Source organism: Streptomyces sp. NPDC051907, from assembly GCF_040681075.1.
Classification (GTDB): domain Bacteria; phylum Actinomycetota; class Actinomycetes; order Streptomycetales; family Streptomycetaceae; genus Streptomyces.
Map to the genome: position 1 here is coordinate 15,287 of NZ_JBFAYB010000056.1, position 24,698 is coordinate 39,984.

The window sequence follows — 24,698 nt, forward strand, 5'->3', positions numbered from 1 at the left end:
CCGCTCTCTTCGGGGCCCCCCCCCCGGGGGGGGGGCCCGGGGGCCACCCCCCCCCCCCCGGCCCCGGGTCCAGCGAAGGTGCAGGTCAGCCCTTGCGGGCGGTGACCTCTTCGGTCAGCTGCGGGACGACCTCGAAGAGGTCGCCGACCACGCCGTAGTCGACCAGGTCGAAGATCGGGGCCTCGGCGTCCTTGTTGACGGCCACGATGGTCTTCGAGGTCTGCATGCCGGCCCGGTGCTGGATCGCGCCGGAGATGCCGGACGCGATGTACAGCTGCGGGGAGACCGACTTGCCGGTCTGGCCGACCTGGTTGGAGTGCGGGTACCAGCCGGCGTCGACGGCGGCGCGGGACGCGCCGACGGCCGCGCCGAGCGAGTCCGCCAGCGCCTCGATGATCGCGAAGTTCTCGGCGCCGTTGACGCCGCGGCCGCCGGAGACCACGATCGCGGCCTCGGTCAGCTCGGGGCGGCCGGTCGACTCGCGCGGGGTGCGCGCGACGACCTTGGTGCCGGTGGCCTGCTCGGAGAACGAGACGGACAGGGCCTCGACCGCGCCCGCGGCCGGGGCGGCCTCCACGGCGGCCGAGTTCGGCTTGACCGTGATGACCGGGGTGCCCTTGGAGACACGGGACTTGGTGGTGAAGGAGGCGGCGAACGCGGACTGCGTGGCCACCGGGCCCTCGTCGCCGGCCTCGAGGTCGACGGCGTCGGTGATGATGCCGGAGCCGATGCGGACCGCGAGACGGGCCGCGATCTCCTTGCCCTCGGCGGAGGACGGGACGAGCACGGCGGCCGGGGACACCGCCTCGTACGCGGCCTGCAGCGCGTCCACCTTCGGTACGACGAGGTACTCGGCGAACTCGGGCGCGTCGGCGGTGAGGACCTTGACCGCGCCGTGCTCGGCGAGCGCGGGAGCGGTGGCCTCGGCGCCGGCGCCGAGGGCGACGGCGACGGGCTCGCCGATGCGGCGGGCCAGGGTCAGCAGCTCCAGGGTGGGCTTGCGGACGGCACCGTCCACGTGGTCGACGTAGACGAGAACTTCAGCCATGGGACTTCTTCTCTCCTGCTTGCGAAGTGTGAGGGGGCAGTGGGGGCCGAAGCCTTAGATGAACTTCTGGCTCGCGAGGAACTCCGCGAGCTGCTTGCCGCCCTCGCCCTCGTCCTTGACGATCGTGCCGGCGGTACGAGCGGGACGCTCGGCCGCCGAGTCGACCTTGGTCCAGGAGCCCTCGAGGCCGACCTCGTCGGCGTCGATCTCGAGGTCCTCCAGGTCCAGGGACTCCACCGGCTTCTTCTTGGCGGCCATGATGCCCTTGAAGGACGGGTAGCGGGCCTCGCCCGACTGGTCCGTCACGGACACGACGGCCGGCAGGGACGCCTCGAGCTGCTCGCTCGCGGTGTCGCCGTCACGACGGCCCTTGACGACGCCGTCCTCGACCTTGACCTCGGAGAGCAGCGTGACCTGCGGAACGCCCAGGCGCTCGGCGAGGATCGCCGGCAGCACGCCCATGGTGCCGTCCGTCGAGGCCATGCCGGCGATGACCAGGTCGTAGCCGGTCTTCTCGATGGCCTTGGCGAGCACCAGCGAGGTGCCCATGACGTCGGTGCCGTGCAGATCGTCGTCCTCGACGTGAACGGCCTTGTCGGCGCCCATGGACAGCGCCTTGCGCAGCGCGTCCTTGGCGTCCTCGGGGCCGACGGTCAACACGGTGATCTCCGCGTCGTCCGCCTCGTCGGCGATCTGCAGCGCCTGCTCGACGGCGTACTCGTCGAGCTCCGACAGCAGGCCGTCGACGTCGTCGCGGTCGACGGTCAGGTCATCGGCGAAGTGCCGGTCGCCGGTGGCGTCGGGCACATACTTCACACAGACAACGATCCTCAAGCTCACGCCGGCTCTCCTACTGCATCGTCTCTAGCTGGACTGCCTTGTGCACGCAGCATAGGCGTCTGAAGGGGCGGATCCCGGTCGGGGCGGGCCGCGCTCCGACCAGAATATTACTCGTCAGTACACCTAGCTGATTCCCAGTAAGCAAGCGCTTTGCACTGTGACCTTGCCAACGCTCCGTAATCGGCGCGCTCCGGGAACTCTCAGTCTCTCAGGGCGTTGAAGCGCCCCTGGTGGTACAGGAGCGGACGGCCCGCTCCGGCGGGGTCGCCGACGACGGCCTCGGCGACCACGATGCGGTGGTCTCCGGCCGGCACGCGGGCGACGACACGGCACACCAGCCAGGCCAGCACGCCGTCCAGGATCGGCACGCCCTCGGGCCCGTCGCGCCAGAGCGTGGGCGGTGCGAAGCGGTCGGCGCCGCTGCGGGCGAAGGTGGCGGCCAGCTCCTGCTGGTGCTCGCCGAGTATGTGCACGCCGATGTGCTCGGCCCGGGAGACGATCGGCCAGCTGGAGGAGCCCGTGCCCACGCCGAAGGAGATCAACGGCGGGTCGGCGGCGACCGAGTTGAGGGAGGTGGCGGTGAATCCCACCGGGCGCTCGCCCTGGGCCGTGATGACGGCGACGCCTGCGGCGTGCTGCCTGAAGACGGAGCGGAGAAGGTCGGGGGAGGCCAGCTGAGGAGTGGCGACGTCGGGCGAAGCCGTCATGGAGTTGTCCTTCTGCATGGATGCGAACAGGGCGACCGTGGCTGCTCAGACAGCCCGACAGCGCGCGCTCGCGTTACGGGCGAAGTCGACATGAGCCCGCCCGTAGAGAAGGAGTTCTGAAGGCACAGCGCCAGCGTGACGATGCATGGCGGGCGCAGTCAAGTGCGGTCCAGCATGTGCGATACGCGTCACCCGGGCTCATACGGCCTGTCCGAGCGCGGCGATGACGTCCGCCTTGCGGGGCTGGCCCGCGGCTCTGGTGACGATCCGGCCGCCCGCGTCGAGGATGAGCACGGTCGGCGTCTTGAGGATGCCCAGCTCCCGCACCAGCGCCAGCCGTTCCTCGGCGTCGATCTCCACATGCGCGACGCCGTCGACCATGGACGCGACGTCTGCGAGCGTGCGCCGGGTGGCCCGGCAGGGCTGGCAGAAGGCGCTGGAGAACTGCACGAGCGTGGCCCGCTCCCCCAGTTCCGCCCCGAGCTCGGCCGCGCCGATCCTTCTGGCCGTGTCCCTGCCCCGCACCTTCAGCCTCCCGCCGGATCGCCGCTGCCACAGCCCGAAGGCGCTCGCCGCCGCGAGCACCCCTGCGCACACCAGTAGTCCTGTCATCCCCGGGTGCAGCGTTCACAGGACCGCAAAGATTCCCGGGGCCTGGGGGCGGCCTCGGTGCGAGATGCTGGCCGCGTGGCCTGGCCACCCAGGACCATCAGCAGCGACTCGGACGCGCCAGGCGTCCGCAGGGCACGTGAGAGGGGCAGCGCAGTGGCGGACACCGACGCTTCGGACGCCGTCGCGAAGGACATCGACGTGACGGACACCGACGTGAGAGACGCCGACGTGAGGGACGTCGACCCGAGGGACATCGACGCGAGAGGACCGCGCTTCGGCGCCGGGCTCACCGCGGTCGTGCTGGCCGCCGCGCTCGTCACGGGCAGCACGGCGCTGCTGGCCTGGCAGGCGCTCTGCTTCGCCGTCGGCGCGGCGGCCGGCGTGCCGCGCTCTCCGTACGGCTGGCTCTTCCGTACCGCCGTACGGCCCAGGATCGGACCGCCCGCCGAGTTCGAGTCGCCGGCTCCCCCGCGCTTCGCCCAGGGCATCGGACTCGCCTTCGCCCTGATCGGCCTCGCGGGCTATGCCTGGGGGCCGACGTGGCTGGGCATGACGGCGACCGGCTGCGCACTGGCGGCGGCGTTTCTCAACGCCGTCTTCGGGTACTGCCTGGGCTGTGAGCTGTTTCTGCTCTTCCGCCGTGCGACGGCGGGCCGCGCCAAGGCCGGGGTCCGGCCCTGAGCGCGACGGAGCGCTCCCAAGAACAGCCACAGAGTGACAAGAATCTCGCCCGCGGAGGGCGCCAGGACTGGTCAGCACGCCGTCCATGGGGCACGATCGGCCCAATGCCGAAAACCTACGGCTGCGTAACTTCCGCCGGGAGAACCCTCCCCGGGCACAACAGAAGGGCCCTCTCCTGATGGCAGAGCTCGTCTATCGGCCGGTCATCGGCGCCGCTCTCACCATGTTCAAGGCGCTTGACCTGAAGATCGACACTCAGGGTTCGGAGAACATCCCACGCTCGGGCGGCGCCGTGCTGGTCAGCAACCACATCAGCTACCTGGACTTCATCTTCACCGGACTCGCTGCCCTTCCGCAGAAGCGCCTGGTGCGCTTCATGGCGAAGGAGTCGGTCTTCCGGCACAAGATCTCCGGTCCGCTGATGCGCGGCATGAAGCACATCCCGGTGGACCGCAAGCAGGGCGAGACGGCCTACGCGCACGCCCTGGAGTCGCTGCGCGCCGGCGAGATCATCGGCGTCTTCCCCGAGGCCACCATCTCGCAGTCGTTCACGCTCAAGTCCTTCAAGTCGGGCGCCGCCCGACTCGCCCAGGAGGCCGGCGTCCCGCTGATCCCCATGGCGCTGTGGGGCACCCAGCGCGTATGGACCAAGGGCCGTCCGCGCAACTTCAAGCGCAGCCACATCCCGGTGACGATCCGCGTCGGCGCGCCTGTGGAGGCCCCGGCCGACCAGTACGCGGGCGCCATCACCCGGCGGCTGCGCGAGCGCGTCCAGGAGCTGCTGGAGGCCGCGCAGCGCGCCTACCCCGTACGCCCCAAGGACGAGAACGACACCTGGTGGGTGCCGGCCCACCTCGGCGGCACGGCCCCGAGCCCGGCCGAGGTACGCGAAGCGGGCTGAGGTCCGCGCGGACCAGCCGAAACGTCACGCCGGACACGGGCGCCAGCGCGGGCCCGGCCCGGGTACGAGCACGGCCCGGAGTACGAGCACGGCTCGGGGCACGAGCACGGCCCGGCGGCAGGCGCCGCCCAGCCGCCCGGCACAGGGCCCCCACGCGCCCGCGCCCTCAGAGCGTCCGTGGGCAGGGCCCGCCTGCGGGCGTGGCCCGGGTACGAGCACGGCCCGCGAGCAAGGGCCCGTTCGGGCCCGGCCCTGCTGCAAGCACCGCCCAGCCGCCCGCCCAGGGCCCCGCGCCCGCGCCGTCAGAGCTTCGCGGGCAGCGCCCGCCTGCAAGCGTGGCCCGGGTACGAGCACGGGCCCCGTTCGGGCCCGGCCCTGCTGCAAGCACCGCCCAGCCGCCCGCCCAGGGCCGCGCGCTCCGCGCCGTCAGAGCATCGTGGGCAGCGCCCTGCGCAGCGCCTCGGGGTCGTGTGCCACGCGCAGCGCGCGCAGGGCGTGGGCATGCGGCCGCGCGTAGAGCACGGGGTAGTCCGCCTCCCCCAGCTCCGGACGCACAACGTACGCCAGCCGCTCCCCGTCCAGCGAGAACTGCGCGTCCAGGTCCGCCGTGTTGCCCCGCGGGTCCTGCCTGTGCCAGCCGTCGCCGCCGGGCAGCCGGAGCGCGACGAGGCCGTGGACGACGGGGTTCGACCCGTCGTCGTCGGTCAGCCGCTGGTAGCAGAGAGCCGCCGGCACTCCCTGGGCGCGCAGCAGCGCGGCCAGGGCATGGGACTTGGCGTAGCAGATCCCGGTGCGCTGCCGGAGCACGTCGGACGCGCGCCAGACGACGCGCGGATCGCCGGCGTCGAAGGAGTGCGGGATCGTGTCGCGGACGTACTCGTACGCGGCTCTGGCGTATGCGTATACATCGACGCTCTCGGCATGGAGACGGGCCGCGGTCTCCCGTACCAGCCGGTGGTCATGGTCGACGACGTCGTCCGCGGCGAGGTAGGCGGAGAGTTCGGGCTCCTGCTGGATCAGCTCCATGGCCGACCACCATAGAGAAGCGGCCGACCGGAGATCAATTGATTTCCGATCGGCCGCATGCCTATACAGCCCCAGGGCCCTATAGAGCTCTCTACCTGGCCATCTCTTCCTTGAGCGCCTGGAGGAACGCGTCGACGTCGTCCTCCGTGGTGTCGAAGGAGCACATCCAGCGGACGTCCCCCGCCACCTCGTCCCAGAAGTAGAAGCGGAAGCGCTCCTGCAGACGGCGCGTCACCTCGTGCGGCAGACGCGCGAAGACCGCGTTGGCCTGGACGGGGTGGAGGATCTCCACGCCGTCGACCGCGCGCACGCCGTCGGCGAGCCGCTGGGCCATGCTGTTGGCGTGCCGGGCGTTGCGCAGCCACAGGTCGCGCGCCAGCAGCGCCTCCAACTGCACCGACACGAAACGCATCTTGGACGCGAGCTGCATCGACATCTTGCGCAGATGCTTCATATGGCTGACGGCGTCCTGGTTGAGGACGACGATCGCCTCGCCGAAGAGCATGCCGTTCTTCGTGCCGCCGAACGTCAGCAGGTCGACGCCCACGGCGTTGGTGAAGGTCCGCATGGGCACGTCGAGCGAGGCGGCGGCGTTGGAGATCCGGGCCCCGTCGAGGTGGACCTTCATGCCCAGCTCATGGGCGTGCTCGCAGATCGCGCGGATCTCCGCGGGCGTGTAGACCGTGCCCAGCTCGGTGTTCTGAGTGATCGACACGACCTGGGGCATCGCCCGGTGCTCGTCCTCCCAGCCCCAGGCCTGCCGGTCGATGAGCTCGGGCGTCAGCTTGCCGTCCGGGGTCGCCACGGTGAGCAGCTTCAGGCCGCCCATCCGCTCCGGCGCGCCGCCCTCGTCCACGTTGATGTGCGCGCTCTCGGCGCAGACCACCGCGCCCCAGCGGTCGGTGAGCGCCTGGAGGGCGGTCACATTGGCGCCGGTGCCGTTGAAGACCGGGAAGGCCTCCGCCGACGACCCGAAGTGGCTGTGCATGACCCGCTGGAGGTGCTCGGTGTACTGGTCCTCGCCATAGGCGACCTGATGGCCGTCGTTGGCGAGGGCGAGCGCGGCCAGCACCTCGGGGTGCGCGCCGGCGTAGTTGTCGCTGGCGAAGCCCCGTACGGAGGGGTCGTGGTGCCTACGGGCGTCGGTCTTGGGAGGTATCACGGCTTGGGGGTCAGCCACAGGCGCTGTCCATTCACTTCCTGGGCGGGCTGGTCCCAGACCCCGGCGATGGCGTCTGCCAGGTCCTTGACGTCGGTGAAGCCCGCGAACTTGGCGTTCGGGCGCTCGGCGCGCATGGCGTCGTGCACGAGTGCCTTGACCACCAGGATCGCAGCCGCGGACGTCAGCCCTTCCTCGCCCCCCGCCTTGCGGAAGGCGTCGGCGAGCGCCAGCGTCCACGCCTCGGCCGCGGCCTTGGAGGCGGCGTACGCGGCGTTGCCCGCGGTGGGCTGGCTGGCGCCGGCCGCGCTGATCAGCAGGAAGCGACCGCGGTCGCTGCGCTGGAGCACGTCCTGGAAGGCGAGCGAGGTGTGCTGGACCGTGCGGATCAGCAGCTTCTCGAGCAGGTTCCAGTCGGCGAGGTCGGTCTCGGCGAAGGAGGCGCTGCCGCGCCAGCCGCCGACGAGGTGAATCAGGCCGTCGACCCGTCCGAACTCCTTCTCGGTCTTGTCCGCCCACTCACGGGCGGCCGCGAGGTCCAGGAGGTCGACGGTGTCCCCGGTGACGGTGGCGCCGCCGTGTGCGTACCGGGCGGCGTCGACCGCCTCGGCGAGCCGTACCGGATCCGCGTCCGAGGCGACGACGGTCGCGCCGGCCTCGGCCAAGCGCAGCAGGGTGGCGCGGCCCGCGGGGCCCGCCGCCCCGGCCACCGCGATCACGGCGCCATCGAGCGCCCCGTTGCCGTTCGTGTCCATTGTCGTCGCCTCCTCCGTACGAATACTCACGCGGCGACCTGCTCGGCACTCGCCGCGGTGATCCCCTTGGTGGAGGCGATCACGCTCTTGAGCTTCTTGGAGAGCGCCTCGAAGAACATGCTGAGCGGAAACTCGTCCGGAAGCACGTCGTCCACCAGTTTGCGCGGCGGCAGAGTCAGGTCGAGGGCGTCCGGACCCTTGGCCCACGTGGAGCCGGGGTGGGGCGCCAGGTAGGTGGAGACGAGTTCGTACGCCTTGAACCAGTGAACCAGCTTGGGGCGGTCGATGCCGTCGCGGTAGAGCTTCTCGATCTCGCCGCAGAGCTGGTTGGTGACCTGCGGCGCGCGGTCCCAGTCGATCTTCAGGGTGTTGTCGGTCCAGCGCAGCACGTCGTGCTTGTGGAGGTAGGCGAAGAGCAGCTGACCGCCGAGGCCGTCGTAGTTGCGGACGCGGTCGCCGGAGACCGGGAAGCGGAACATCCGGTCGAAGAGCACGGCGTACTGCACGTCGCGGCCGTGCTGGTTGCCCTCGGCCTCCAGCTTCACGGCCTCCTTGAAGGCGGTGAGGTCGCAGCGCAGCTCCTCCAGGCCGTACATCCAGAACGGCTGGCGCTGCTTGATCATGAAGGGGTCGAACGGCAGGTCGCCGTGGCTGTGGGTGCGGTCGTGGACCATGTCCCACAGCACGAAGGCCGCTTCGACGCGCTTCTGGTCGCCGACCATCTCCTTGATGTCCTCGGGCAGCTCGAGGCCGAGGATGCGCACGGACTCCTCGGTGACGCGGCGGAAGCGGGCGGCCTCGCGGTCGCAGAAGATGCCGCCCCAGCTGAAGCGCTCGGGGGCCTCGCGGACGGCGATGGTCTCCGGGAAGAGCACCGCGGAGTGGGTGTCGTAGCCGGCGGTGAAGTCCTCGAAGGCGATGCCGCAGAAGAGGGGGTTGTCGTAGCGCGTGCGCTCCAGCTCGGAGAGCCACTCGGGCCAGACCATGCGCAGCACGACCGCTTCGAGGTTGCGGTCGGGGTTGCCGTTCTGCGTGTACATCGGGAAGACGACCAGGTGCTGGAGGCCGTCCTGGCGGTTCGCCGCCGGCTGGAAGGCGAGCAGCGAGTCCAGGAAGTCGGGCACGTCGAAAGCGGAGTCAGCCCACTTGTGCAGGTCGGCGACGAGCGCACGGTGGTAGTCCGCGTCGTGCGGAAGCAGCGGGGAGAGCTCCTCGACGGCGTCGATGACCCGGTCGACGGCAGCCTCGACGGCGACGCGCGTGGGCGCGCCCTCGGCGTCGAAGTCGATCGAGCCGTCCTTCGACTGCCAGGGCCGGATCTGCTCGACGGCATTCTTGAGCGTCGGCCATGCCGGGTGCTCGATCACCCGCTCGCTGTCGCGTATGCCCCTTGCGGCAACGTCCTGCACAAGAATTTCCGTCATGTCACTTCCTCCACGGGAGAAACTCGCGTCAAGAGACCGTATCCGTCCGTAGTTCTCCTACACAAGTGGCCTCTTGGGAAATTATCCTGCCTCACCCCCATGATCGCCGGAGTTTTTTCTGTTTGCGAGGGTCTTGGCGATCGCATCTGTCAATCCTTCCCGGTATCGCCTCAGATAGGCCACAAGATCGCGCCGAGGGGCCGCAGGCCCGTGCGCACTGGGGCGCACGGGCGTCTCGCCCCTTCGCGGCGAGGCCGGCGCGGCTCCCGTCAAGGCCGAGACGACGCGCCCACGCGCGGGTGACGCGGCTCGCGCCCGGAGCCCGCCGGCGGCGGAACGAGACGTTCCCCACACCCCTCTCCTCTCCGGCGCCGACGCCCGCGTGAGCACCCTGCCGTCCTTGTCGCAGCCGTCGTCGCCCGCTCCGTCTCGGGCACGGCGGGAGACAGAGCGGACGCCTCCACTCCCCCGCGCACGACGGGTTCCCTCGTGCACACGGGCCGTTAGGCTGCGTGCTTGCCGCGCGGGCCCCAGGTGCGCCGCGCGGGAGCCGCCGTCGACGAAAGCGAGAGAGTCTTGACTTTCCTCACCATCGGTCATCGCGGGGTCATGGGCGTCGAGCCGGAGAACACCCTGCGCTCCTTCGTCCGCGCCGAGCAGTGCGGCATGGACGCCGTCGAACTGGATCTGCATCTGAGCAAGGACGGCGTCCTCGTCGTCATGCACGACGCGGAAGTGGACCGCACGACCGACGGAAAGGGGCCCATCGCCGACAAGACCCTCGCGGAGCTGCGGGAGCTCGACGCGGGCGACGGCGAGCGGGTGCCGGTCTTCGACGAGGTCCTCGACGCCGTGCGGTGCCCGCTCCAGGCGGAGATCAAGGACGTGGCGGCGGCGCGGGCGCTCGCCGAGGTGATGCGGCGCCGGGATCTGGTGCACCGCGTGGAGGTGTCGTCGTTCCACGACGACGCCATCGCCGAGATCTCCTCGCTGGTGCCCGGCGTGCGCACGGCGCTGATCGCCAGCCGGTGGGGCGCCGACATCGTGGACCGGGCGAAGGCGGTGGGCGCCGCCGCGCTCGCGCTGAACATCCGCAGGCTGACGCTGGAGACCGTGGAGCGGGCGCACGGCGAGCGGCTGAACGTCATCGGGTGGGTGGTCAACACACAGGAGCATCTGCGGCTGGTGCGCGCCTTCGAGCTCGACGGCGCGACCACCGACTTCCCCGAGATCCGGCGCACCGGCCGCTTCACGGCCTAGCGCGACGGGGGCTGCTCCGGGCTCCGGTCGGGGTTGGCGGCCCGGAGCCCGGCCTCGGCTAGTCGAGCTCCTTGACCAGCAGCTCGAAGGCGAGATCGGCGCGCTGCGGAACGCCGAAGCGCTCGTCGCCGTACGGGAAGGGGGACAGCTTTCCCGTACGGCGGTAGCCGCGCCGCTCGTACCAGGCGATCAGCTCGTCGCGGACCGAGATCACCGTCATGTGCATCTCCCGCACGCCCCAGGTCTCGCGCGCACGGCGCTCCGCCTCGGCGATGATCTGCCGGCCGAGTCCCGCGCCCTGGAGTTCGGGACGGACCGCGAACATCCCGAAGTAGGCGGCCTCGCCGCGGTGTTCGAGCTGGCAGCAGGCGACCGTCTCGCCGCCCTGCTCCACGAGGAGCAGTCGGCTGCCCGGAGCGGCGATCACCGCGAGCACGCCCTCGGGGTCGGTCCGCTGGCCCTCGAGCAGGTCCGCCTCGGTGGTCCAGCCGGTCCGGCTCGCGTCGCCGCGGTACGCCGAGTCGATCAGCGGGACCAGCGCCTGGACGTCCGCCTCAACGGCGTCGCGGTAGCTGAGCGGTGCGGCGTCACGGGGCGGTGCGGTGTCCATGTACGGCTCTCCGATCTCTGTCTCAGCCCTCGTGCGGCTGTGCGTCCGACGAGACTAACGCCGCCCCTGGGCCTAGGGTCCAGGGCATGGTGCACGTGCTCAGCAGCCGGATCCTGTTGCGCCCGGCCGACCCCGAGCGGTCGCGGCGGTTCTACGGTCATACGCTCGGCCTGCCCGTCTACCGGGAGTTCGGGGCCGGGCCCGACAGAGGAACGGTCTACTTCCTGGGCGGCGGATACCTCGAGGTGTCCGGCCGGTCTCAGGGGTCGCCCGGGCCGACTCTCAAGCTGTGGATCCAGGTCGACGACGTGGCGGCGGCGCACGAGGAGCTGACCGAGCGGGGCGCCGAGGTGCTGCGGCCGCCGGTGAAGGAGCCCTGGGGGCTGATCGAGATGTGGATCAGCGACCCGGACGGCCACCGCATCGCGGTCGTCGAGGTCCCGGCGGACCATCCGCTGCGGTACCGCCCCTAGGCAGATGCGGCCGGCGGTGTCTCTCCCGCCGCAGTCCGGGCCGTCCGGGCCTCGCGCTGGGCTGCGCTGGGCCGCCGCTTCTCTCGGTCGGCGCCCTTTCGTTCGTCGCTCGTCTCGGCCGTCGTGCCAGCCCGTCGTTTCGTCCCTCGCTCGTCCGTCGCTCGACGACGGCTGGCGGAGGGCTGGAGTCCGGGCCGATTCCGCGTCCGCGCTCCCCTCGCACTCCTGTGCGCTCGCGTACGAGCCGAGGCGGCAGGGCATCGACCCCTCGACTCCGTCGAAGGGGGAGGTGCGCCGTGCACGGACCGACGACGTCCGGCTGGCTGCTGGTGGCGCTGTGCGGCTCGACCGGGGCCTACTGCCTGGTGCGGATGCGCGAGTGCTCCGGGCGAGCGCGGGGAGCGGCCGGGGGCGAGGCGCTGATGGGCTTCGGAATGGCCGCGATGGCGGTGCCCGCCGCCGTGCTCGCCCCGCCGCGGTGGAGCTGGGCGGTGTACGCCGTCGTCTTCGGCGCGGCAGCGCTGCGCGCCCTGTGGCCGGCCTTGCGCAGCGCCCACCATCTGCACCATCTCGTCGGCTCGCTCGCGATGGTCTACATGGCGCTCGCCATGGCGACCGGCGGCGGGCACGCGGGGCACGCGTCCGCCGGCCGGCCCCTGCTCACCGGCGCGCTGCTCGTCTACTACACGGCGTACGTGCTGCGTTCCGGGGTCCGGCTGATACCCGTGCCGTCCCCCTCCCCTGTACCGTCCGCGTCGTCCGCGGCAGGCGCCGCGACGCCTGCCCTCGTCGGAGGCTCGCGCCCCGAGCTGACCCTGGCCTGCAGACTCTCCATGGGCATCGCGATGTTGGCCATGCTGCTCACACTCTGACTCGCTCTCATGTGAGCCTCGTCGCCTCCGTGTCGTGCGTCACTTGGCGTGTCAGGCCATACCCCCGGCCAGTCCCGCGCTCATAGGCTGAGGGCCATGCCAGTCTCCCTCGCCCTGCTTCTGCTCGGCGCCCTGACCGCCGTCTCGGCGCCGCGGCTGCTGGCGCGGGCGGACTGGCCGGAGCGCGAGCCGGTGGTGGCGCTGTGGGTGTGGCAGTGCGTGGTCGCCGGGGTCCTGCTGTGCTTCGCCCTGTCGATGACGTTCAGCGCGGCGGCCGCCTGGCAGCTCGTACGAGGGCATGTCTTCGCGCCCGCGCCGACCGCCGTGGTGGACGCGTACGCCCTCGGCCCGCACGAGCCGTGGTCGGCCGTCCTCGCGGTGGTCCTGGCGTGCGGCGGCCTGTGGACCGGGGCGATGCTCACCCGGGAGGTCTACCGCGCCCAGGCCCGGCGCAGGAAGCGGCGCGGCGAGCTGCTGGTGCGCTCCCCGCTGCTGCCGGGCGAGGAGCCGGGCGGCGAGCCGCTGGTCGTCCTGGAGGGCGAGCGCCCCGACGCCTGGTGGCTGCCGGGCGCCACGCCCCAACTGGTCGTCACCACAGCCGCGTTGCGCCGGCTCAAGGGCCGCCAGCTCGACGCGGTGCTGGCGCACGAGCAGGGGCACGCCAACGCGCGCCACGACTGGCTGCTGCACTGCTCCGCCGCGCTCGCCAACGGCTTTCCGCAGGTGCCGGTGTTCGCGGCGTTCCGCGACCAGATGCACCGGCTGGTCGAGCTGGCCGCCGACGACGTGGCGTCGAGGCGCTTCGGGCGGCTCACCATCGCGCTCGCCCTGGTCGAACTCAACGAGGACCGCGGGGTGTTCGGTCCGTGCCCCACGCCCGACGCCGAACTGCCGCGGCGGGTGAACCGGCTGCTGACCCCCGTTCCCCGGCTGACGGCGGGCCGCCGGCTGCGGCTGACCGCCGCCGCCGCGCTCGTGCCGGTCGTGCCGCTGGCGGTGGCGTTCGTTCCGGGGCTGCGCGCTCTGGGCTAGCCCGGCCTGCCCGGTTGGCACTCGCGCCTGGTCACAGGCCAGGATCTCCCCATGCACTCCCCCCACCCGACGCCGCCGTCCGCTCCCTCTCCCGCAGCGTCCGCTCGTACGGGCGCGCTGTTCGCCGTGCTCTCGCTCGTGCTGCTGATCCTGGTCGCGATCTCCTGGGCGCCGCTGCTGTCGGCCGACGAGTCGCTCGCGGACCCGCTGCACCGGTGGGCGGTGGCCGAGCCCGGGCTGACCGAGGTGAACCGCGTGCTCAGCGACTGGGTGTGGGATCCCTGGACGATGCGCCTGCTGATCGCCGCGGCCGCCGTCTGGCTCTGGGTGCTGCGCGAGCGGCTGCTCGCGGTGTGGATCGTGGCGACGAGCGCGCTGGGCACGGCGATGCAGCAGGGGCTGAAGGCGGCCGTGGGTCGGGAGCGTCCCCAGTGGCCGGACCCGGTCGACTCGGCGCACTACGCGGCCTATCCCTCGGGCCACGCCATGACGGCGACGGTCACCTGCGGGCTGCTGCTGTGGCTGCTGCGGCGGCACGGGGCGAGCGGGGCGCTGTGGTGGACGTGCGCGGCGGTCGCGGTCGTCTCGGTGGCCGGGGTCGGGTTCACCCGGCTCTATCTGGGGGTGCACTGGCCGTCGGACGTCGTGGGCGGCTGGCTGCTGGGGGCGTGTGTCGTCGCTCTCTCCATCGCCGGTTACACGCGCCTGCACTTGTCCCGTCGGCTGTGAGCCCGCGAGGATCGAGGTCATGGTGATCAAGGGTGTGCTCTTCGACTTCTCCGGAACGCTCTTTCGCGTCGAGTCGGTCCGGGACTGGCTCGGCGCCGTCCTGGACGCCCGGGGCCTCGCGCTGCCGGAGGCCGAACGGACGCGGTACGCGGCGGAGTTGGCGGACGCGGGAGCCTTGCCCGGCGGCTCGAGTCCGCTGCGGATCCCGCCCCGCCTCGCCGAGCTGTGGGCGACCCGGGACGAGTCGGCCCAGCGGCACCGGGCCGCGTACACCGGCCTCGCCCGCCAGGTGGCGCTGCCCGACGACGGGCTGTACGACGCGCTGTACGAACGCCATATGGCGCCGGCCGCCTGGCGCCCCTACCCCGACGCGGCGGAGGTGCTGGGAGCGCTGCGCGAGCGGGGGGTGCGGGTGGCCGTGGTCAGCAACATCGGCTGGGATCTGCGGCCGGTCTTCCGCGAGCACGGGCTGGACCCGCTGGTGGACGCGTACGCCCTGTCGTACGAGCACAGTGTGCAGAAGCCCGATGTGCGGCTCTTCCGTGCGGCGTGCGAGGAGCTGGAGCTGGACCCGCGCGAGGTGCTGATGGTCGGCGACGACCGCAGGGCGGACGGCGGGGCCGCGGATCTGGGGTGCGCGGTGCACTTCGTGGACCATCTTCCGGCGGACGAGCGTCCGGCGGGACTGCGGCCGGTGCTGGGGCTCGTCGGCTGACGCCGGGAGGGGCCGCCCGGGCGCCGTCCGGTCAGAACCGGCCGGTATCAGTCGGGACAGAGGCACACTGAAAGCATGACAAAGCCACCCGAACCGGACGATCCCCCGCGTCGCCCGGTTCGGGCAGCAACCCCGCTGACCAGGCCCTGAGGGACGTGGGGCGGGACGCGCTGAGTATATTGGCTCAGAGCCAGTCAACGCAGGAGTCAAGCATGTCCCCGCGGAGCGCATCGGTCAATGAAGAGCTTCGTCGGCGTTCGCGCGAGCGGCTTCTGCAGGCGACGGTGGACCTCGTCGGCGAGCGTGGATACGAGGCCACGACGTTGGGCGACATCGCCGACCGGGCAGGCGCGGCGCGCGGTCTCGTCTCGTACTACTTCCCGGGCAAGAGACAGCTGCTCCAGTCCGCCGTGCACCGGCTGATGCACCGCACGCTGGAGGCGGCGCTGGAGCGCGAGCCGCGCACCGACGACGGGCGCGAGCGGCTGGCGCGGGCGATCGACGCCATCCTCGGGCTCGCGGTCGACCGCCCCAGACTGATGCGCACCCATATGTCGGGGGTCCTTCAGGCCGAGGGGTTCGTGCAGTGCCCGGAGCAGCAGCGGCTCGCGTTCCTGCTGCGGGACACGGTGGAGCGCTATGGGTCGCGCGATGTGGACGCGGACTATCCGCTGCTGCGGGCCCTGCTGATGGGCGCGGTCTTCGCGATTCTGCTGCCCGGAGCGCCGATGCCGCAGGCGCGGCTGCGGGCCGAGCTGTTCCAGCGGTACGGCCTGGACTGGGAGCTGGGCGTTCCGCCGGGCGAGAGGCCGCTCGGCGGAACGCGTCAGGTCGTGGTCGGTCAGTCGTCGAAGTCGTCGAAGTAGTCCGGCTGGGTCTGGACGTTGAGCTCGTCCATCCGGATGCGCTTCGCCGGGTCGGTGCGCCTGTCCTTGATCTTCAGGACGTCCATGCCCTTGGCGATGTCGTTGGAGTAGACATAGCCGTTGTAGTAGTACGCCGACCACGAGCCGGCGGTGGTGACCTGGTCGAGGGTGACCGGGCCGCGCTCGAAGTAGCCGATCTCCTTCGGCTTGGCGGAGTCGGTGAAGTCCCAGACCGAGATTCCGCCCTGGTACCAGGCCTGGACCATCAGGTCGCGGCCCTTCACCGGGATGATCGAGCCGTTGTGGGCGACGCAGACCTCGGCGGCGGCCTGGTGCCGGTCGATCTTGAAGTAGCTGCGGAAGACCAGCTTGCGCCGGTCGCCCTTGCCGACGATGTCGTAGATGCCGTCGGCGCCGCGGTTCGGGCCGATCTCGGCGTTGCAGGTGGCCGCGCCGCCGCCGCCGAGCTCGTCGGTGAAGACGACCTTGTTCGCCTTCTGGTTGAAGGTGGCCGAGTGCCAGAACGCGAAGTTGACGTTGTCCTGGACGCGTTCGATGACCTTCGGGCGCTCCGGGTTCTTGATGTCGAACAGGATGCCGTCGCCCATGCAGGCGCCGGCGGCCAGGTCCTTGGAGGGGAGCACCGTGATGTCGTGGCAGCCGGTGGTCTTGGAGACGCCCGGGTTGGTCGGCCCGCCCGGGTTGCCGCCGCCGTCGGGGCCTTCGCCCGGGAAGAGGACCGGGAAGTTCACGATCGCGGACTTCTCAGGCGCCTTGCGCGGCACCTTGATGACGGAGATTCCGTCGTGCGGCGGCTGGCAGTCGGGGAAGGCGGCGTTCGGCGAGTACGAGGAGACGTACACGTAGACGTTGCGGCGCTCGGGCACCAGGGTGTGCGTGTGCGATCCGCACGCGGTCTCGACGGCGGCGACGTACTGGGGGTTGCGCTTGTCGCTGATGTCGAAGATCTTCATGCCCTCCCACGACGACTTCTCCGTGGCAGGCTGCGAGACGCTGTTGCAGGAGTTGTCGCTGCGCGAGGAGTCGGTGGACAGGAAGAGCAGGTCGCCGGAGACGGAGATGTCGTTCTGTCCTCCGGGACACAGGACTTGGGAGACCGTGCGGGGGGCCTTCGGATTGCTGATGTCGAGGATCCGGAAGCCGTCGTAGTTGCCCGCGAAGGCGTACTTCCCCTGGAAGGCCAGGTCCGTGTTGGTGCCTGGCAGCGCGTCCTTGGGGATGTTGACGAGATGCTCGACGTTGTCGCTGTGGACGATCTCGTCGACGCCGGGTATCTCACCGCTCGTGATGGCCGACCTGACCTGGGCCTCCTGCTCGCTGGAGATCTTCTCGCGAGCGGGCGAGTCGCCGGGGTCGGGTGTGGCGGCCGCGGGTCCGGCCGCCAGCAGCGTGGCGAGGAGCCCGGCCGCGGCTGCCGCCACGCCCAGACGTCTGCGCCGCACTCGGGTGGGGTGCAACAGGGTCACTGCGTCCTCCCTTGTATCCGTTCGCGGTTGAACGGTTCACGGACCCCGGCAGTATCTTCCCTAGCATGCCCATATCAATAGATGGCAACAGAGACGTAATGAAAGTCTCCGGGCAACCCTGTTCGCAAGCGTGCTAGGACGGTCCCTGAACACCCCAAGTGGCACAGGAGGTCAACGCGTTGAACCGCAGGAGAACCACGCGTGTCCGCACCAACGTCGTGGCGGCGGCGGCCGTCGCCGCCCTACTGGCCCTGAGCGCCTGCGAGTCGAGCTCCGACGCTCCCGCCAAGGCCAAGAGCGACGCAGGCCCTTCGGTGGTGGCGCCCGGGAAGCCCGGCGAGCCCGCGAAGACGCTCTCCGCCGACGAGGCGGCGAAGGCGCTTCCAGACGACAGCCCCAACGCGGCTGACTTCGGCTACGCACAAATGATGATCGAGCACCATAGCCAGGCGCTGACGATGACCGCGCTGGTACCGGAGCGTGCTGGATCGACGCAGCTCAAGCGGCTGGCGGAGCGTATCGCCGCCGCGCAGCAGCCGGAGATCGCCGCGATGGAGGGATGGCTGAAAAAGAACGGCGGCGACAAGGCGGCTCAGAAGGGCGGCCACGACCACGGCCACGGCCAGATGCCGGGCATGGCGACGGAGGCGCAGCTGACCCAGCTGAAGGAGGCGAAGGGCGCGGCCTTCGACGAGCTCTTCCTGAAGCTGATGATCACGCACCACCAGGGGGCGGTCACGATGGCGGTGGAAGCGCTGTCGGACGGGAACAACGTGCTGATCGAGGAGATGGCGAACGATGTGATCGCGCAGCAGACGAGCGAGATCGAGCGGATGCGCAGGCTATAGGCGCCGTGGTCGCCGCGAGGGTGCTGGTCGCAGCGGCTCGGTGAGGGCTGCGACCAGCACGGGCTCTCAGCGCGCGCCCTGGGCGTCGACGAGTCCGCCGCCGCCCGTGGCGACGCCGCCGGTCGGCTTGGCGGGGCCGAAGGGCGGGGCGTCCTGCCGGCAGACGGCGCCGACGGGCGGCAGCGCGCCCGTGGTGAGGTAGCGCACGGCGTAGTCGTTCACGCAGGTGCTGGGGTTGAGCAGCGCGGTGTGACCGTAGCCGTCGAGGGTCAGCAGGCGTGCGCCGGCCAGTGCGCGGGTCATGGCCTCGGCCGCCTGATAGGAAGTCGCCGTGTCGTAGACGGGGTTGACGACCAGAATCGGGTGGGCGGTCGGCGTGTTCCACGGGCCGGTGTAGCGCTGGGCCGCTGTGGCCGGCCACTGCGCGCACCACTCGTAGTCCCACACCCAGCGGCGGCCGAGGTCTCCCGCGCGCGCGGCGGCGAACGCGTCGAGTTCGGCGTAGCGGCTGAGCACCCGGGGGTTGGGACTCTCGGAGCAGACGACTGCGGCCTCCTGCTCGGCCCCCGGATACTTCCCGGGCGGCGGGGGTGGGGCTGCCTCAGGAGCGCGTCCCTGCCACAGTCGCTGGAGCGTCTCGGCTCCGTGGGGCCACCCCGGGTCGGTGAAGTAGAGCGCCTGGCGCAGGTCCGCCACGGTCCTGGCGTAGGTCCACTCGCCCACGGGGCTTCGCCGGAGCCGCTGCATCAGGTCGGCGAACTTGGCGCGGGTCGCCTCGGGGCTGCCCGCGGAGAAGGCGCAGCCGGCTGTGGAGGCCCGACCGCACAGCGTGAGGAACTGCTCCAGCGTGTCGGCCGAGCCCAGATCCGAGCCCATCCGCAACGAGGTGGTCTGCCGCGGCTCGCTGTCCATGGCGCCGTCCGCGTAGTTGCGAGGGTCGACGTTTCCGTCCAGGATCAGGCCGCCCACCCTGTCGGGGAAGAGATTGGCGTAGACGGCGCCGAGGAACGTGCCGTACGAGAGGCCCCAGTAGCGCAGTCGCCTGTCCCCCACCGCCTGGCGCAGCCGGTCCAGATCACGAGCGCTATAGGGGGTGGAGACGTACGGCAGCAGCTTCGCGGCGCGCTGCTCGCAGGCCTTGGCCAGCTCCGCCCGCCCGGCGAACCAGACCTGCCGCTCCCTCTCCCCCACCGGGAATCCCGCGGGCTGCCGAGCCCAGAAGGCCGTCGCTTCCTCGGCGTCGCGGAAACAGCGCACCGCGGTGCTGCGGCCCACGCCGCGTGGGTCCCAGCTGACGATGTCGAAACGCTTGCGCAGCTCGGCCGGGAAGAACCGTTCGTACCAGGCCGGCAGAGCGTCGGTGCCGGCGCCGCCGGGTCCGCCCGGGTTGAAGAACAGCGAGCCGATCCTCTCGGACGGGCTGGTGGCCTTGCGCCGGATCACGGCGAGATCGATGGTCTGGCCCGCCGGACGGTCGTAGTCGAGCGGGACCTTCAGCGTGGCGCACTCGGATCCCCGCTGTTCCGTGCCCTCGCACGGCCGCCACTCCAGCGTCGCTCCGCCGTCCCCGCCGTCCCCGCCGCGAACGGTCTGCGGCGCGGCCGCGCCGGCGGTCAAGAGCGCACAGGGCAGCAGAAGCGCGACGCACCACCCCGCTCTGCCTCGCCGTCTCGATATGAACCCCGGCATCAGGCGTCCCTTCGCAGGCAATGGGTCTGGCCCCTGGTCCGGCCCCCATTGCCGGAGGCCTGTCGGTCTCCCCCTCACTCAACAACCCGACGATCGGGACAGCACCCGCTGCGCGTCCGAACGCGGTACGTCCCAGGGACCCAGACCGCATGGGAGGCGGGCAGGCGGCGGCGCCTGCCCGCAAGATCCGCGTCCGCCGCGTCCGCGCCGCGGACCTGGGCGGCAGGCTCGTGCGGCTGGAGGCCGCGTCGTGCCTCCCCCTCCCGGCGCACCGGTGCGATGCTGGAATCCCCCTGTGGGAAAGGAGCGCAGCTGTGCTTCGCGTCGCCGTCATCGGATCGGGACCCAGTGGGGTCTACGCCGCGCAGGCTCTCGCCCAGCAGAGCCTTGTGCCGGATGTACGGGTGCATGTGCTGGACCGTCTCCCCTGCCCATTCGGACTCGTGCGCTATGGAGTGGCGCCCGACCACGAGAAGATCAAGTCGCTCCAGAACAACCTCCGAGCCGTCCTGGAGGACGAGCGGATCGACTTCGTCGGCAACGTCGAGGTGGGCTCGCCCGGCCTCGGCCCCGAGCGGCTGCTCGAGCTGTACCACGCGGTGGTCTACTGCGTCGGAGCGGCCAAGGACCGCAGGCTCGGCGTGCCCGGCGAGGACCTTCCGGGCAGCTGCTCGGCCACCGACTTCGTCTCCTGGTACAGCGCGCACCCCGACGCCGCGTCCAACGGCTTCGCGCTCGGGGCCCGCTCGGCCGTGGTGATCGGCGTCGGCAACGTGGCCGTCGACGTCGCCCGGATCCTCGCGCGCGGCGCGGACGAGCTGCGCCCCACCGACGTCCCGCAGGCGGCGCTCGGCGCGCTCGCGCTGAGCCGGGTGCGCGATGTGCACATGGTGGGCAGGCGCGGCCCCGCACAGGCCAAGTTCACCACCAAGGAGCTGCGCGAGCTCGGCGCCCTGCCGTCGGCGGAGGCACTGGTCGAGCTCGCCGACCTGTCCCTGGACCCCGCGTTCGCCGACCCTGCCTCGACCGCGGCGGCCGCTCTTCCCGCGGTCAGCCGGCGCAATCTCGAGGTTGTGCGCGGCTGGTCCCGCCAGCCGCCGCAGGGCAAGGAGCGGCGGATCCACCTGCGGTTCTTCCTCCGGCCGACCGAGCTGCTGGAGCGAGAGGGGCGGGTGGCGGGCGTACGGTTCGAGCGCACCGCCCCGGACGGCGAGGGGGGCGTACGGGGCACGGGCGCGTACGAGGACGTCGAGGCGCAGCTGGTGCTGCGCGCGGTGGGCTACCGAGGGACGCCGCTGGCCGGACTGCCGTTCGACGCGCGGCGCGGGACGGTGCCGCACGCGGGCGGCCGGGTGCTGCGGGACGGCGTGCCCTCGCCCGGCGAGTACGTGGCGGGGTGGATCAAGCGTGGTCCGACCGGCGTGATCGGCACCAACCGGCCGTGCGCCAAGGAGACCGTGGCATCGCTGCTCGAGGACGCGGCGACGCTCGCGCTGCGGCCGGTCGCGGCCGATCCGCTGGCCGCGCTGCGGGAGTCGGGGCGCCGACCGGTGACATGGCCGGGCTGGCTGGCGATCGAGTCGGCGGAGGCGGCCCTGGGCACGACGCTCGGCCGACGGTCCGTCAAGATCCCGGACTGGGAGGGCCTGTTGGCCGCCTCGCGGGCCGGGTGAGGCGCAAGGCTCCTCGGTCGGCCGTCCGCGGCTGACCCGCGGGGAGTGCGGGCCTGCGGCACCGCGGCGAGGGAGGAGGGGCTGGGCCGGCGGGCAGGAGACCGGGAGACGCAGCGGCTGGGTCCGGCGACCGGCGCGGCTGGGTCGACCGGCGCGACCGCCACCAGGGCGGCGTGGGCCTCTGCCCTCATGCTCCCGTGGCCCCGAGACCCCTGGCTGAGAACCGCCTCCTCGGCGACCGATGAGTTCGGGGGACGCGGACGGTCTCCACTGCGCACGCCCCGCCGCGGCCCGACCCTGCCCCGGCGTCCGCGTGCACGGGCTGACCTGCGCGGACGCCCGTCCACGAGCCACTGTCAGTGGGCGGGTGCAGACTGGCCCGTATCCGCGACAAAGGCGTCCTGGAGGCAAGGCCATGACCGATGTTCTTCTGACCGTTGGGACACGAAAAGGGCTGTTCATCGGCCGCGGAAGCGGTGGATCCTGGGAGTTCGACGGCCCGCACTTCAATGCCCAGGCGGTCTACTCGATCGCGATCGACACCCGCAGGGGACCCGTCCCCCGGCTGCTGGTCGGCGGCGACAGCGCGCACTGGGGGCCGTCCGTCTTCCACTCCGACGATCTGGGCCGGACCTGGGTCGAGCCGGCGAAGCCGGCGGTGAAGTTCCCCAAGGACACCGGCGCCTCCCTGGAGCGGGTCTGGCAGCTGCATCCGGCGGGCGCGGCCGCCCCGGACGTGGTGTACGCGGGCACGGAGCCGGCCGCCCTGTTCCGCTCGACGGACCGGGGCGAGACCTTCGAGCTCGTACGCCCCCTGTGGGAGCACCCCACCCGCTCCCAGTGGGTGCCCGGCGGCGGAGGCGAGGCCGTGCACACGGTGGTGACCGATCCCCGGGACGCCGAGGCCGTGACGGTCGCGGTGTCGACCGCGGGGGTGTTCCGCTCCCAGGACGGCGGCGCCAGCTGGGCGCCGTCCAACCGCGGGGTCTCGGCCGTCTTCCTGCCCGACCCCAACCCGGAGTTCGGGCAGTGCGTCCACAAGATCGCGCAGGACGCGGGCGACGTCGACCGGCTGTATCTGCAGAACCACTGGGGGGTGTACCGCAGCGACGACGCCGGCGCGCGGTGGACCGACATCGGCGCGGGCCTGCCGTCCGACTTCGGCTTCGCCGTGGCCGCGCACCCGCACCGCTCCGGCACCGCCTACGTCTTCCCGATCACGGCCGACGCCGACCGCGTCCCGGCCGGGCATCGCTGCCGCGTCTACCGCACGGGCGACGCCGGCGACACCTGGGAGCCGCTCTCCGCCGGGCTGCCGGAGGGCGACCACTACGGCACGGTGCTGCGGGACGCGCTGTGCACCGACGACGCCGATCCGGCGGGCGTCTACTTCGGCAATCGCAACGGCGAGCTGTTCGCCAGCGCGGACGACGGGGACAGCTGGCGGCAGATCGCCTCGCACCTGCCGGACGTCCTGTGCGTACGGGCGGCGGCCATGGGGTGATCGAGGGGGCCGTTGCACCAGTAGAGTGACGCTCCGTGGCAGCGAGACCTTTGAACGAAATCGTCGAGCCGGGATGGGCCGACGCCCTGGGCCCGGTGGCCGAACGCATCGCCGCGATGGGCGACTTCCTGCGCGCTGAGATCGCCGCGGGACGCACCTATCTGCCGGCCGGATCGAATGTGCTGCGCGCTTTCCAGCAGCCGTTCGACGAGGTGCGCGTCCTGATCGTCGGTCAGGATCCGTATCCCACACCAGGGCACGCCGTGGGGCTGAGCTTCTCGGTCGCGCCCGAGGTGCGGCCGGTGCCGGGCAGCCTGGACAACATCTTCCGGGAGATGCACGCGGACCTGGGCCACCCGCGGCCCGCCAACGGGGATCTCACCCCGTGGACGCGGCAGGGGGTGCTGCTGCTCAACAGGGCGCTCACCACCGCCCCCCGCAAGCCCGCCGCGCACCGCGGCAAGGGCTGGGAGGAGGTGACCGAGCAGGCCATCCGGGCGCTCGCCGCGCGCGGGAAGCCCCTGGTGTCGGTGCTGTGGGGGCGCGACGCCCGCAATCTGCGCCCCCTGCTCGGCGACCTCCCCGCGATCGAGTCCTCGCACCCCTCTCCGATGTCCGCGGACCGCGGCTTCTTCGGGTCGCGGCCGTTCAGCCGGGCCAACGAGCTGCTCCAGCGGCAGGGCGCCCAGCCGGTGGACTGGCGGCTTCCGTGACCGCGAGCTGGGTGCTCGGGGTGGACTCCGGCGGCTCCGGCCTGCGCGCTGCGCTGACGAGGGCCGCGGGAGACCCTGACGGCCCCGGCGGCCCGGACGCGGCCGTACCCGGCGCCCATGAGGTCGTCGAGTCCCGTGAGCCCGTGCGCACCGGGACCGGCGGCATCGACGCCGGTCATCTGCTGGAGCAGCTGCTGCCGATGGCGCGCGGCCTGCTGGAGCGCGTCGGCGGCGGCTCGGTCCGCGCGGTCGCGATCGGCGCGGCCGGGATGGCGTCCCTCGGCGGCCGGCTGCGCGCCGAGCTGCCCGCTGCGCTGGCGGGCTCGCTGGGCGTGCGGCGCCTCGTGCTGGCCGCCGACGCGGTCACCGCCTACGCAGGAGCGCTCGGCCAGCGTCCGGGCGCCGTCGTCGCCGCCGGCACCGGCATGATCGCGCTGGGCACGGATCTGACCGGCTGGCGGCGGGCCGACGGCTGGGGGCACCTCCTCGGCGACTGCGGCGGCGGCGCGTGGATCGGCCGGGCCGGCCTGGAGGCGGCGCTGCGCGCCCACGACGGGCGGGCGACGGGCTCGCCCGCGCTGCTGGCCGCGATGGAGTCCGCGCTCGGTCCCGCGCGGGACGTTCCCGGCCTGCTCTACCCGCGTTCGGACCGGCCGGCGGTGCTCGCGTCCTTCGCCCCGCACGTCGCCCGCTGCGCGGCGGAGGACGGCGACGAGGTGGCCGCGGGCGTGCTCGCCCAGGCCGCCCGGCATATCGCGGAGTCCGCCGCCGCGGTCTGCCCGGCCGCGGCCGAGGCGCCCGACGGCTGCGAAGTCGCCCTGACCGGAGGGCTGTTCAAGCTGGGCGAGCCGCTCCTCCTGCCCCTGCGGTCCGAGCTTTCCGGACAACTGCCGCACGCCCAGCTCGTATCGGCGGCCGGCGACCCGCTGGCCGGGGCGCTGCTCCTCGCCTCCGCGCTCGCCTCGGGCACGCTCCGGCTGCCCCTCCATGAGACGCTGCTGCACGTGTCGGCAGAGCAGGGTACTTGAGACGTACGCCGCCCATCGGATAAATACGGACAGATGACGCTTGACT

General features: G+C 72.0%; 25 protein-coding genes. 14 read left to right on the top strand and 11 right to left on the bottom strand.

Going from position 1 to position 24,698, the window contains the following annotated elements; all coding sequences use genetic code 11:
- Positions 1–85: 85 nt before the first annotated feature.
- The 4 genes from AB0M39_RS25995 to AB0M39_RS26010 all read right to left on the bottom strand — a co-directional run bounded on the left by AB0M39_RS25995 (position 86) and on the right by AB0M39_RS26010 (position 3,207).
- Entirely contained in the window at positions 86–1,048 is a 963-nt protein-coding gene (locus tag AB0M39_RS25995; RefSeq protein WP_365368303.1) for an electron transfer flavoprotein subunit alpha/FixB family protein, read from the bottom strand.
- A 54-nt stretch (positions 1,049–1,102) separates the two neighbouring features.
- Positions 1,103–1,888, bottom strand: coding sequence for an electron transfer flavoprotein subunit beta/FixA family protein (locus tag AB0M39_RS26000; RefSeq protein WP_365368304.1), 786 nt, complete (start codon positions 1,886–1,888; stop codon positions 1,103–1,105).
- A gap of 200 nt (positions 1,889–2,088) precedes the next feature.
- Entirely contained in the window at positions 2,089–2,595 is a 507-nt protein-coding gene (locus AB0M39_RS26005) for a flavin reductase family protein (protein WP_365368305.1), read from the bottom strand.
- A 198-nt stretch (positions 2,596–2,793) separates the two neighbouring features.
- Positions 2,794–3,207 (bottom strand): thioredoxin family protein, encoded by a 414-nt coding sequence (locus AB0M39_RS26010; RefSeq protein ID WP_365368306.1) that lies wholly within the window; start codon positions 3,205–3,207, stop codon positions 2,794–2,796.
- 228 nt (positions 3,208–3,435) lie between these two features.
- Between AB0M39_RS26010 and AB0M39_RS26015 the strand changes: the two genes are divergently transcribed.
- Both AB0M39_RS26015 and AB0M39_RS26020 read left to right on the top strand, forming a co-directional pair.
- Positions 3,436–3,888, top strand: coding sequence for a DUF4395 domain-containing protein (locus AB0M39_RS26015; protein ID WP_365368337.1), 453 nt, complete (start codon positions 3,436–3,438; stop codon positions 3,886–3,888).
- A 178-nt stretch (positions 3,889–4,066) separates the two neighbouring features.
- The gene (locus AB0M39_RS26020; RefSeq protein ID WP_365368307.1) at positions 4,067–4,789 is read left to right on the top strand and encodes a lysophospholipid acyltransferase family protein; all 723 of its coding nucleotides are present in this window, start codon (positions 4,067–4,069) and stop codon (positions 4,787–4,789) included.
- 426 nt (positions 4,790–5,215) lie between these two features.
- Here AB0M39_RS26020 and AB0M39_RS26025 read toward each other — a convergent pair whose 3' ends face one another.
- The 4 genes from AB0M39_RS26025 to AB0M39_RS26040 form a co-directional block, all read right to left on the bottom strand.
- Entirely contained in the window at positions 5,216–5,815 is a 600-nt protein-coding gene (locus tag AB0M39_RS26025; protein WP_365368308.1) for a transglutaminase family protein, read from the bottom strand.
- Positions 5,816–5,906: 91 nt separating this feature from the next.
- Positions 5,907–6,995, bottom strand: a complete 1,089-nt coding sequence (locus tag AB0M39_RS26030) for a low specificity L-threonine aldolase (RefSeq protein ID WP_365368309.1) — start codon at positions 6,993–6,995, stop codon at positions 5,907–5,909.
- Positions 6,974–7,729 (bottom strand): SDR family NAD(P)-dependent oxidoreductase, encoded by a 756-nt coding sequence (locus AB0M39_RS26035; protein ID WP_365368310.1) that lies wholly within the window; start codon positions 7,727–7,729, stop codon positions 6,974–6,976. The genes AB0M39_RS26030 and AB0M39_RS26035 overlap by 22 nt, the downstream gene beginning before the upstream one ends.
- A gap of 26 nt (positions 7,730–7,755) precedes the next feature.
- Entirely contained in the window at positions 7,756–9,153 is a 1,398-nt protein-coding gene (locus AB0M39_RS26040) for a DUF6421 family protein (protein WP_365368311.1), read from the bottom strand.
- Positions 9,154–9,729: 576 nt separating this feature from the next.
- Here AB0M39_RS26040 and AB0M39_RS26045 point away from each other — a divergent pair.
- Positions 9,730–10,413 carry a glycerophosphodiester phosphodiesterase family protein gene (locus tag AB0M39_RS26045; protein ID WP_365368312.1) on the top strand — a complete coding sequence of 228 codons (684 nt, stop codon included), beginning with the start codon at positions 9,730–9,732 and terminating at the stop codon, positions 10,411–10,413.
- A 58-nt stretch (positions 10,414–10,471) separates the two neighbouring features.
- Here AB0M39_RS26045 and AB0M39_RS26050 read toward each other — a convergent pair whose 3' ends face one another.
- Positions 10,472–11,023 (bottom strand): GNAT family N-acetyltransferase, encoded by a 552-nt coding sequence (locus AB0M39_RS26050; RefSeq protein ID WP_365368313.1) that lies wholly within the window; start codon positions 11,021–11,023, stop codon positions 10,472–10,474.
- An 86-nt stretch (positions 11,024–11,109) separates the two neighbouring features.
- Between AB0M39_RS26050 and AB0M39_RS26055 the strand changes: the two genes are divergently transcribed.
- The 6 genes from AB0M39_RS26055 to AB0M39_RS26080 all read left to right on the top strand — a co-directional run bounded on the left by AB0M39_RS26055 (position 11,110) and on the right by AB0M39_RS26080 (position 15,710).
- Positions 11,110–11,496, top strand: coding sequence for a VOC family protein (locus tag AB0M39_RS26055; RefSeq protein ID WP_365368314.1), 387 nt, complete (start codon positions 11,110–11,112; stop codon positions 11,494–11,496).
- Between the two features lie 296 nt (positions 11,497–11,792).
- A complete protein-coding gene (locus AB0M39_RS26060) occupies positions 11,793–12,368 on the top strand; it encodes a DUF5134 domain-containing protein (protein ID WP_365368315.1) in 576 nt (191 codons plus the stop codon).
- Between the two features lie 96 nt (positions 12,369–12,464).
- On the top strand, positions 12,465–13,400 hold the full coding sequence (locus AB0M39_RS26065) for a M56 family metallopeptidase (RefSeq protein WP_365368316.1): 936 nt from the start codon (positions 12,465–12,467) through the stop codon (positions 13,398–13,400).
- Positions 13,401–13,451: 51 nt separating this feature from the next.
- Positions 13,452–14,129 carry a phosphatase PAP2 family protein gene (locus tag AB0M39_RS26070; protein WP_365368317.1) on the top strand — a complete coding sequence of 226 codons (678 nt, stop codon included), beginning with the start codon at positions 13,452–13,454 and terminating at the stop codon, positions 14,127–14,129.
- 19 nt (positions 14,130–14,148) lie between these two features.
- Positions 14,149–14,844, top strand: coding sequence for an HAD-IA family hydrolase (locus tag AB0M39_RS26075; RefSeq protein ID WP_365368318.1), 696 nt, complete (start codon positions 14,149–14,151; stop codon positions 14,842–14,844).
- Between the two features lie 212 nt (positions 14,845–15,056).
- Complete coding sequence (locus tag AB0M39_RS26080; RefSeq protein ID WP_365368319.1) at positions 15,057–15,710, top strand: helix-turn-helix domain-containing protein; 654 nt, start codon at positions 15,057–15,059, stop codon at positions 15,708–15,710.
- Here the strand turns inward: AB0M39_RS26080 and AB0M39_RS26085 are convergent.
- The gene (locus AB0M39_RS26085; RefSeq protein WP_365368320.1) at positions 15,686–17,197 is read right to left on the bottom strand and encodes a hypothetical protein; all 1,512 of its coding nucleotides are present in this window, start codon (positions 17,195–17,197) and stop codon (positions 15,686–15,688) included. The two genes, AB0M39_RS26080 and AB0M39_RS26085, sit on opposite strands and share 25 nt — an antisense overlap.
- A 179-nt stretch (positions 17,198–17,376) precedes the next feature.
- Between AB0M39_RS26085 and AB0M39_RS26090 the strand changes: the two genes are divergently transcribed.
- The gene (locus AB0M39_RS26090) at positions 17,377–18,045 is read left to right on the top strand and encodes a DUF305 domain-containing protein (RefSeq protein WP_365368321.1); all 669 of its coding nucleotides are present in this window, start codon (positions 17,377–17,379) and stop codon (positions 18,043–18,045) included.
- 66 nt (positions 18,046–18,111) lie between these two features.
- On the opposite strand, the gene AB0M39_RS26095 is transcribed toward AB0M39_RS26090, so the two are convergent.
- Positions 18,112–19,662: an alpha/beta hydrolase gene (locus tag AB0M39_RS26095; protein ID WP_365368322.1), complete on the bottom strand. Its 1,551-nt coding sequence runs from the start codon at positions 19,660–19,662 to the stop codon at positions 18,112–18,114.
- Positions 19,663–20,048: 386 nt separating this feature from the next.
- On the opposite strand from AB0M39_RS26095, the gene AB0M39_RS26100 reads away from it, so the two are divergent.
- The 4 genes from AB0M39_RS26100 to AB0M39_RS26115 all read left to right on the top strand — a co-directional run bounded on the left by AB0M39_RS26100 (position 20,049) and on the right by AB0M39_RS26115 (position 24,652).
- A complete protein-coding gene (locus tag AB0M39_RS26100; RefSeq protein WP_365368323.1) occupies positions 20,049–21,407 on the top strand; it encodes an FAD-dependent oxidoreductase in 1,359 nt (452 codons plus the stop codon).
- Between the two features lie 415 nt (positions 21,408–21,822).
- Complete coding sequence (locus tag AB0M39_RS26105; protein ID WP_365368324.1) at positions 21,823–22,911, top strand: exo-alpha-sialidase; 1,089 nt, start codon at positions 21,823–21,825, stop codon at positions 22,909–22,911.
- A 35-nt stretch (positions 22,912–22,946) separates the two neighbouring features.
- Complete coding sequence (locus AB0M39_RS26110) at positions 22,947–23,624, top strand: uracil-DNA glycosylase (RefSeq protein WP_365368325.1); 678 nt, start codon at positions 22,947–22,949, stop codon at positions 23,622–23,624.
- Positions 23,621–24,652 carry a BadF/BadG/BcrA/BcrD ATPase family protein gene (locus tag AB0M39_RS26115; protein WP_365368326.1) on the top strand — a complete coding sequence of 344 codons (1,032 nt, stop codon included), beginning with the start codon at positions 23,621–23,623 and terminating at the stop codon, positions 24,650–24,652. The genes AB0M39_RS26110 and AB0M39_RS26115 overlap by 4 nt, the downstream gene beginning before the upstream one ends.
- Positions 24,653–24,698 lie beyond the last annotated feature (46 nt).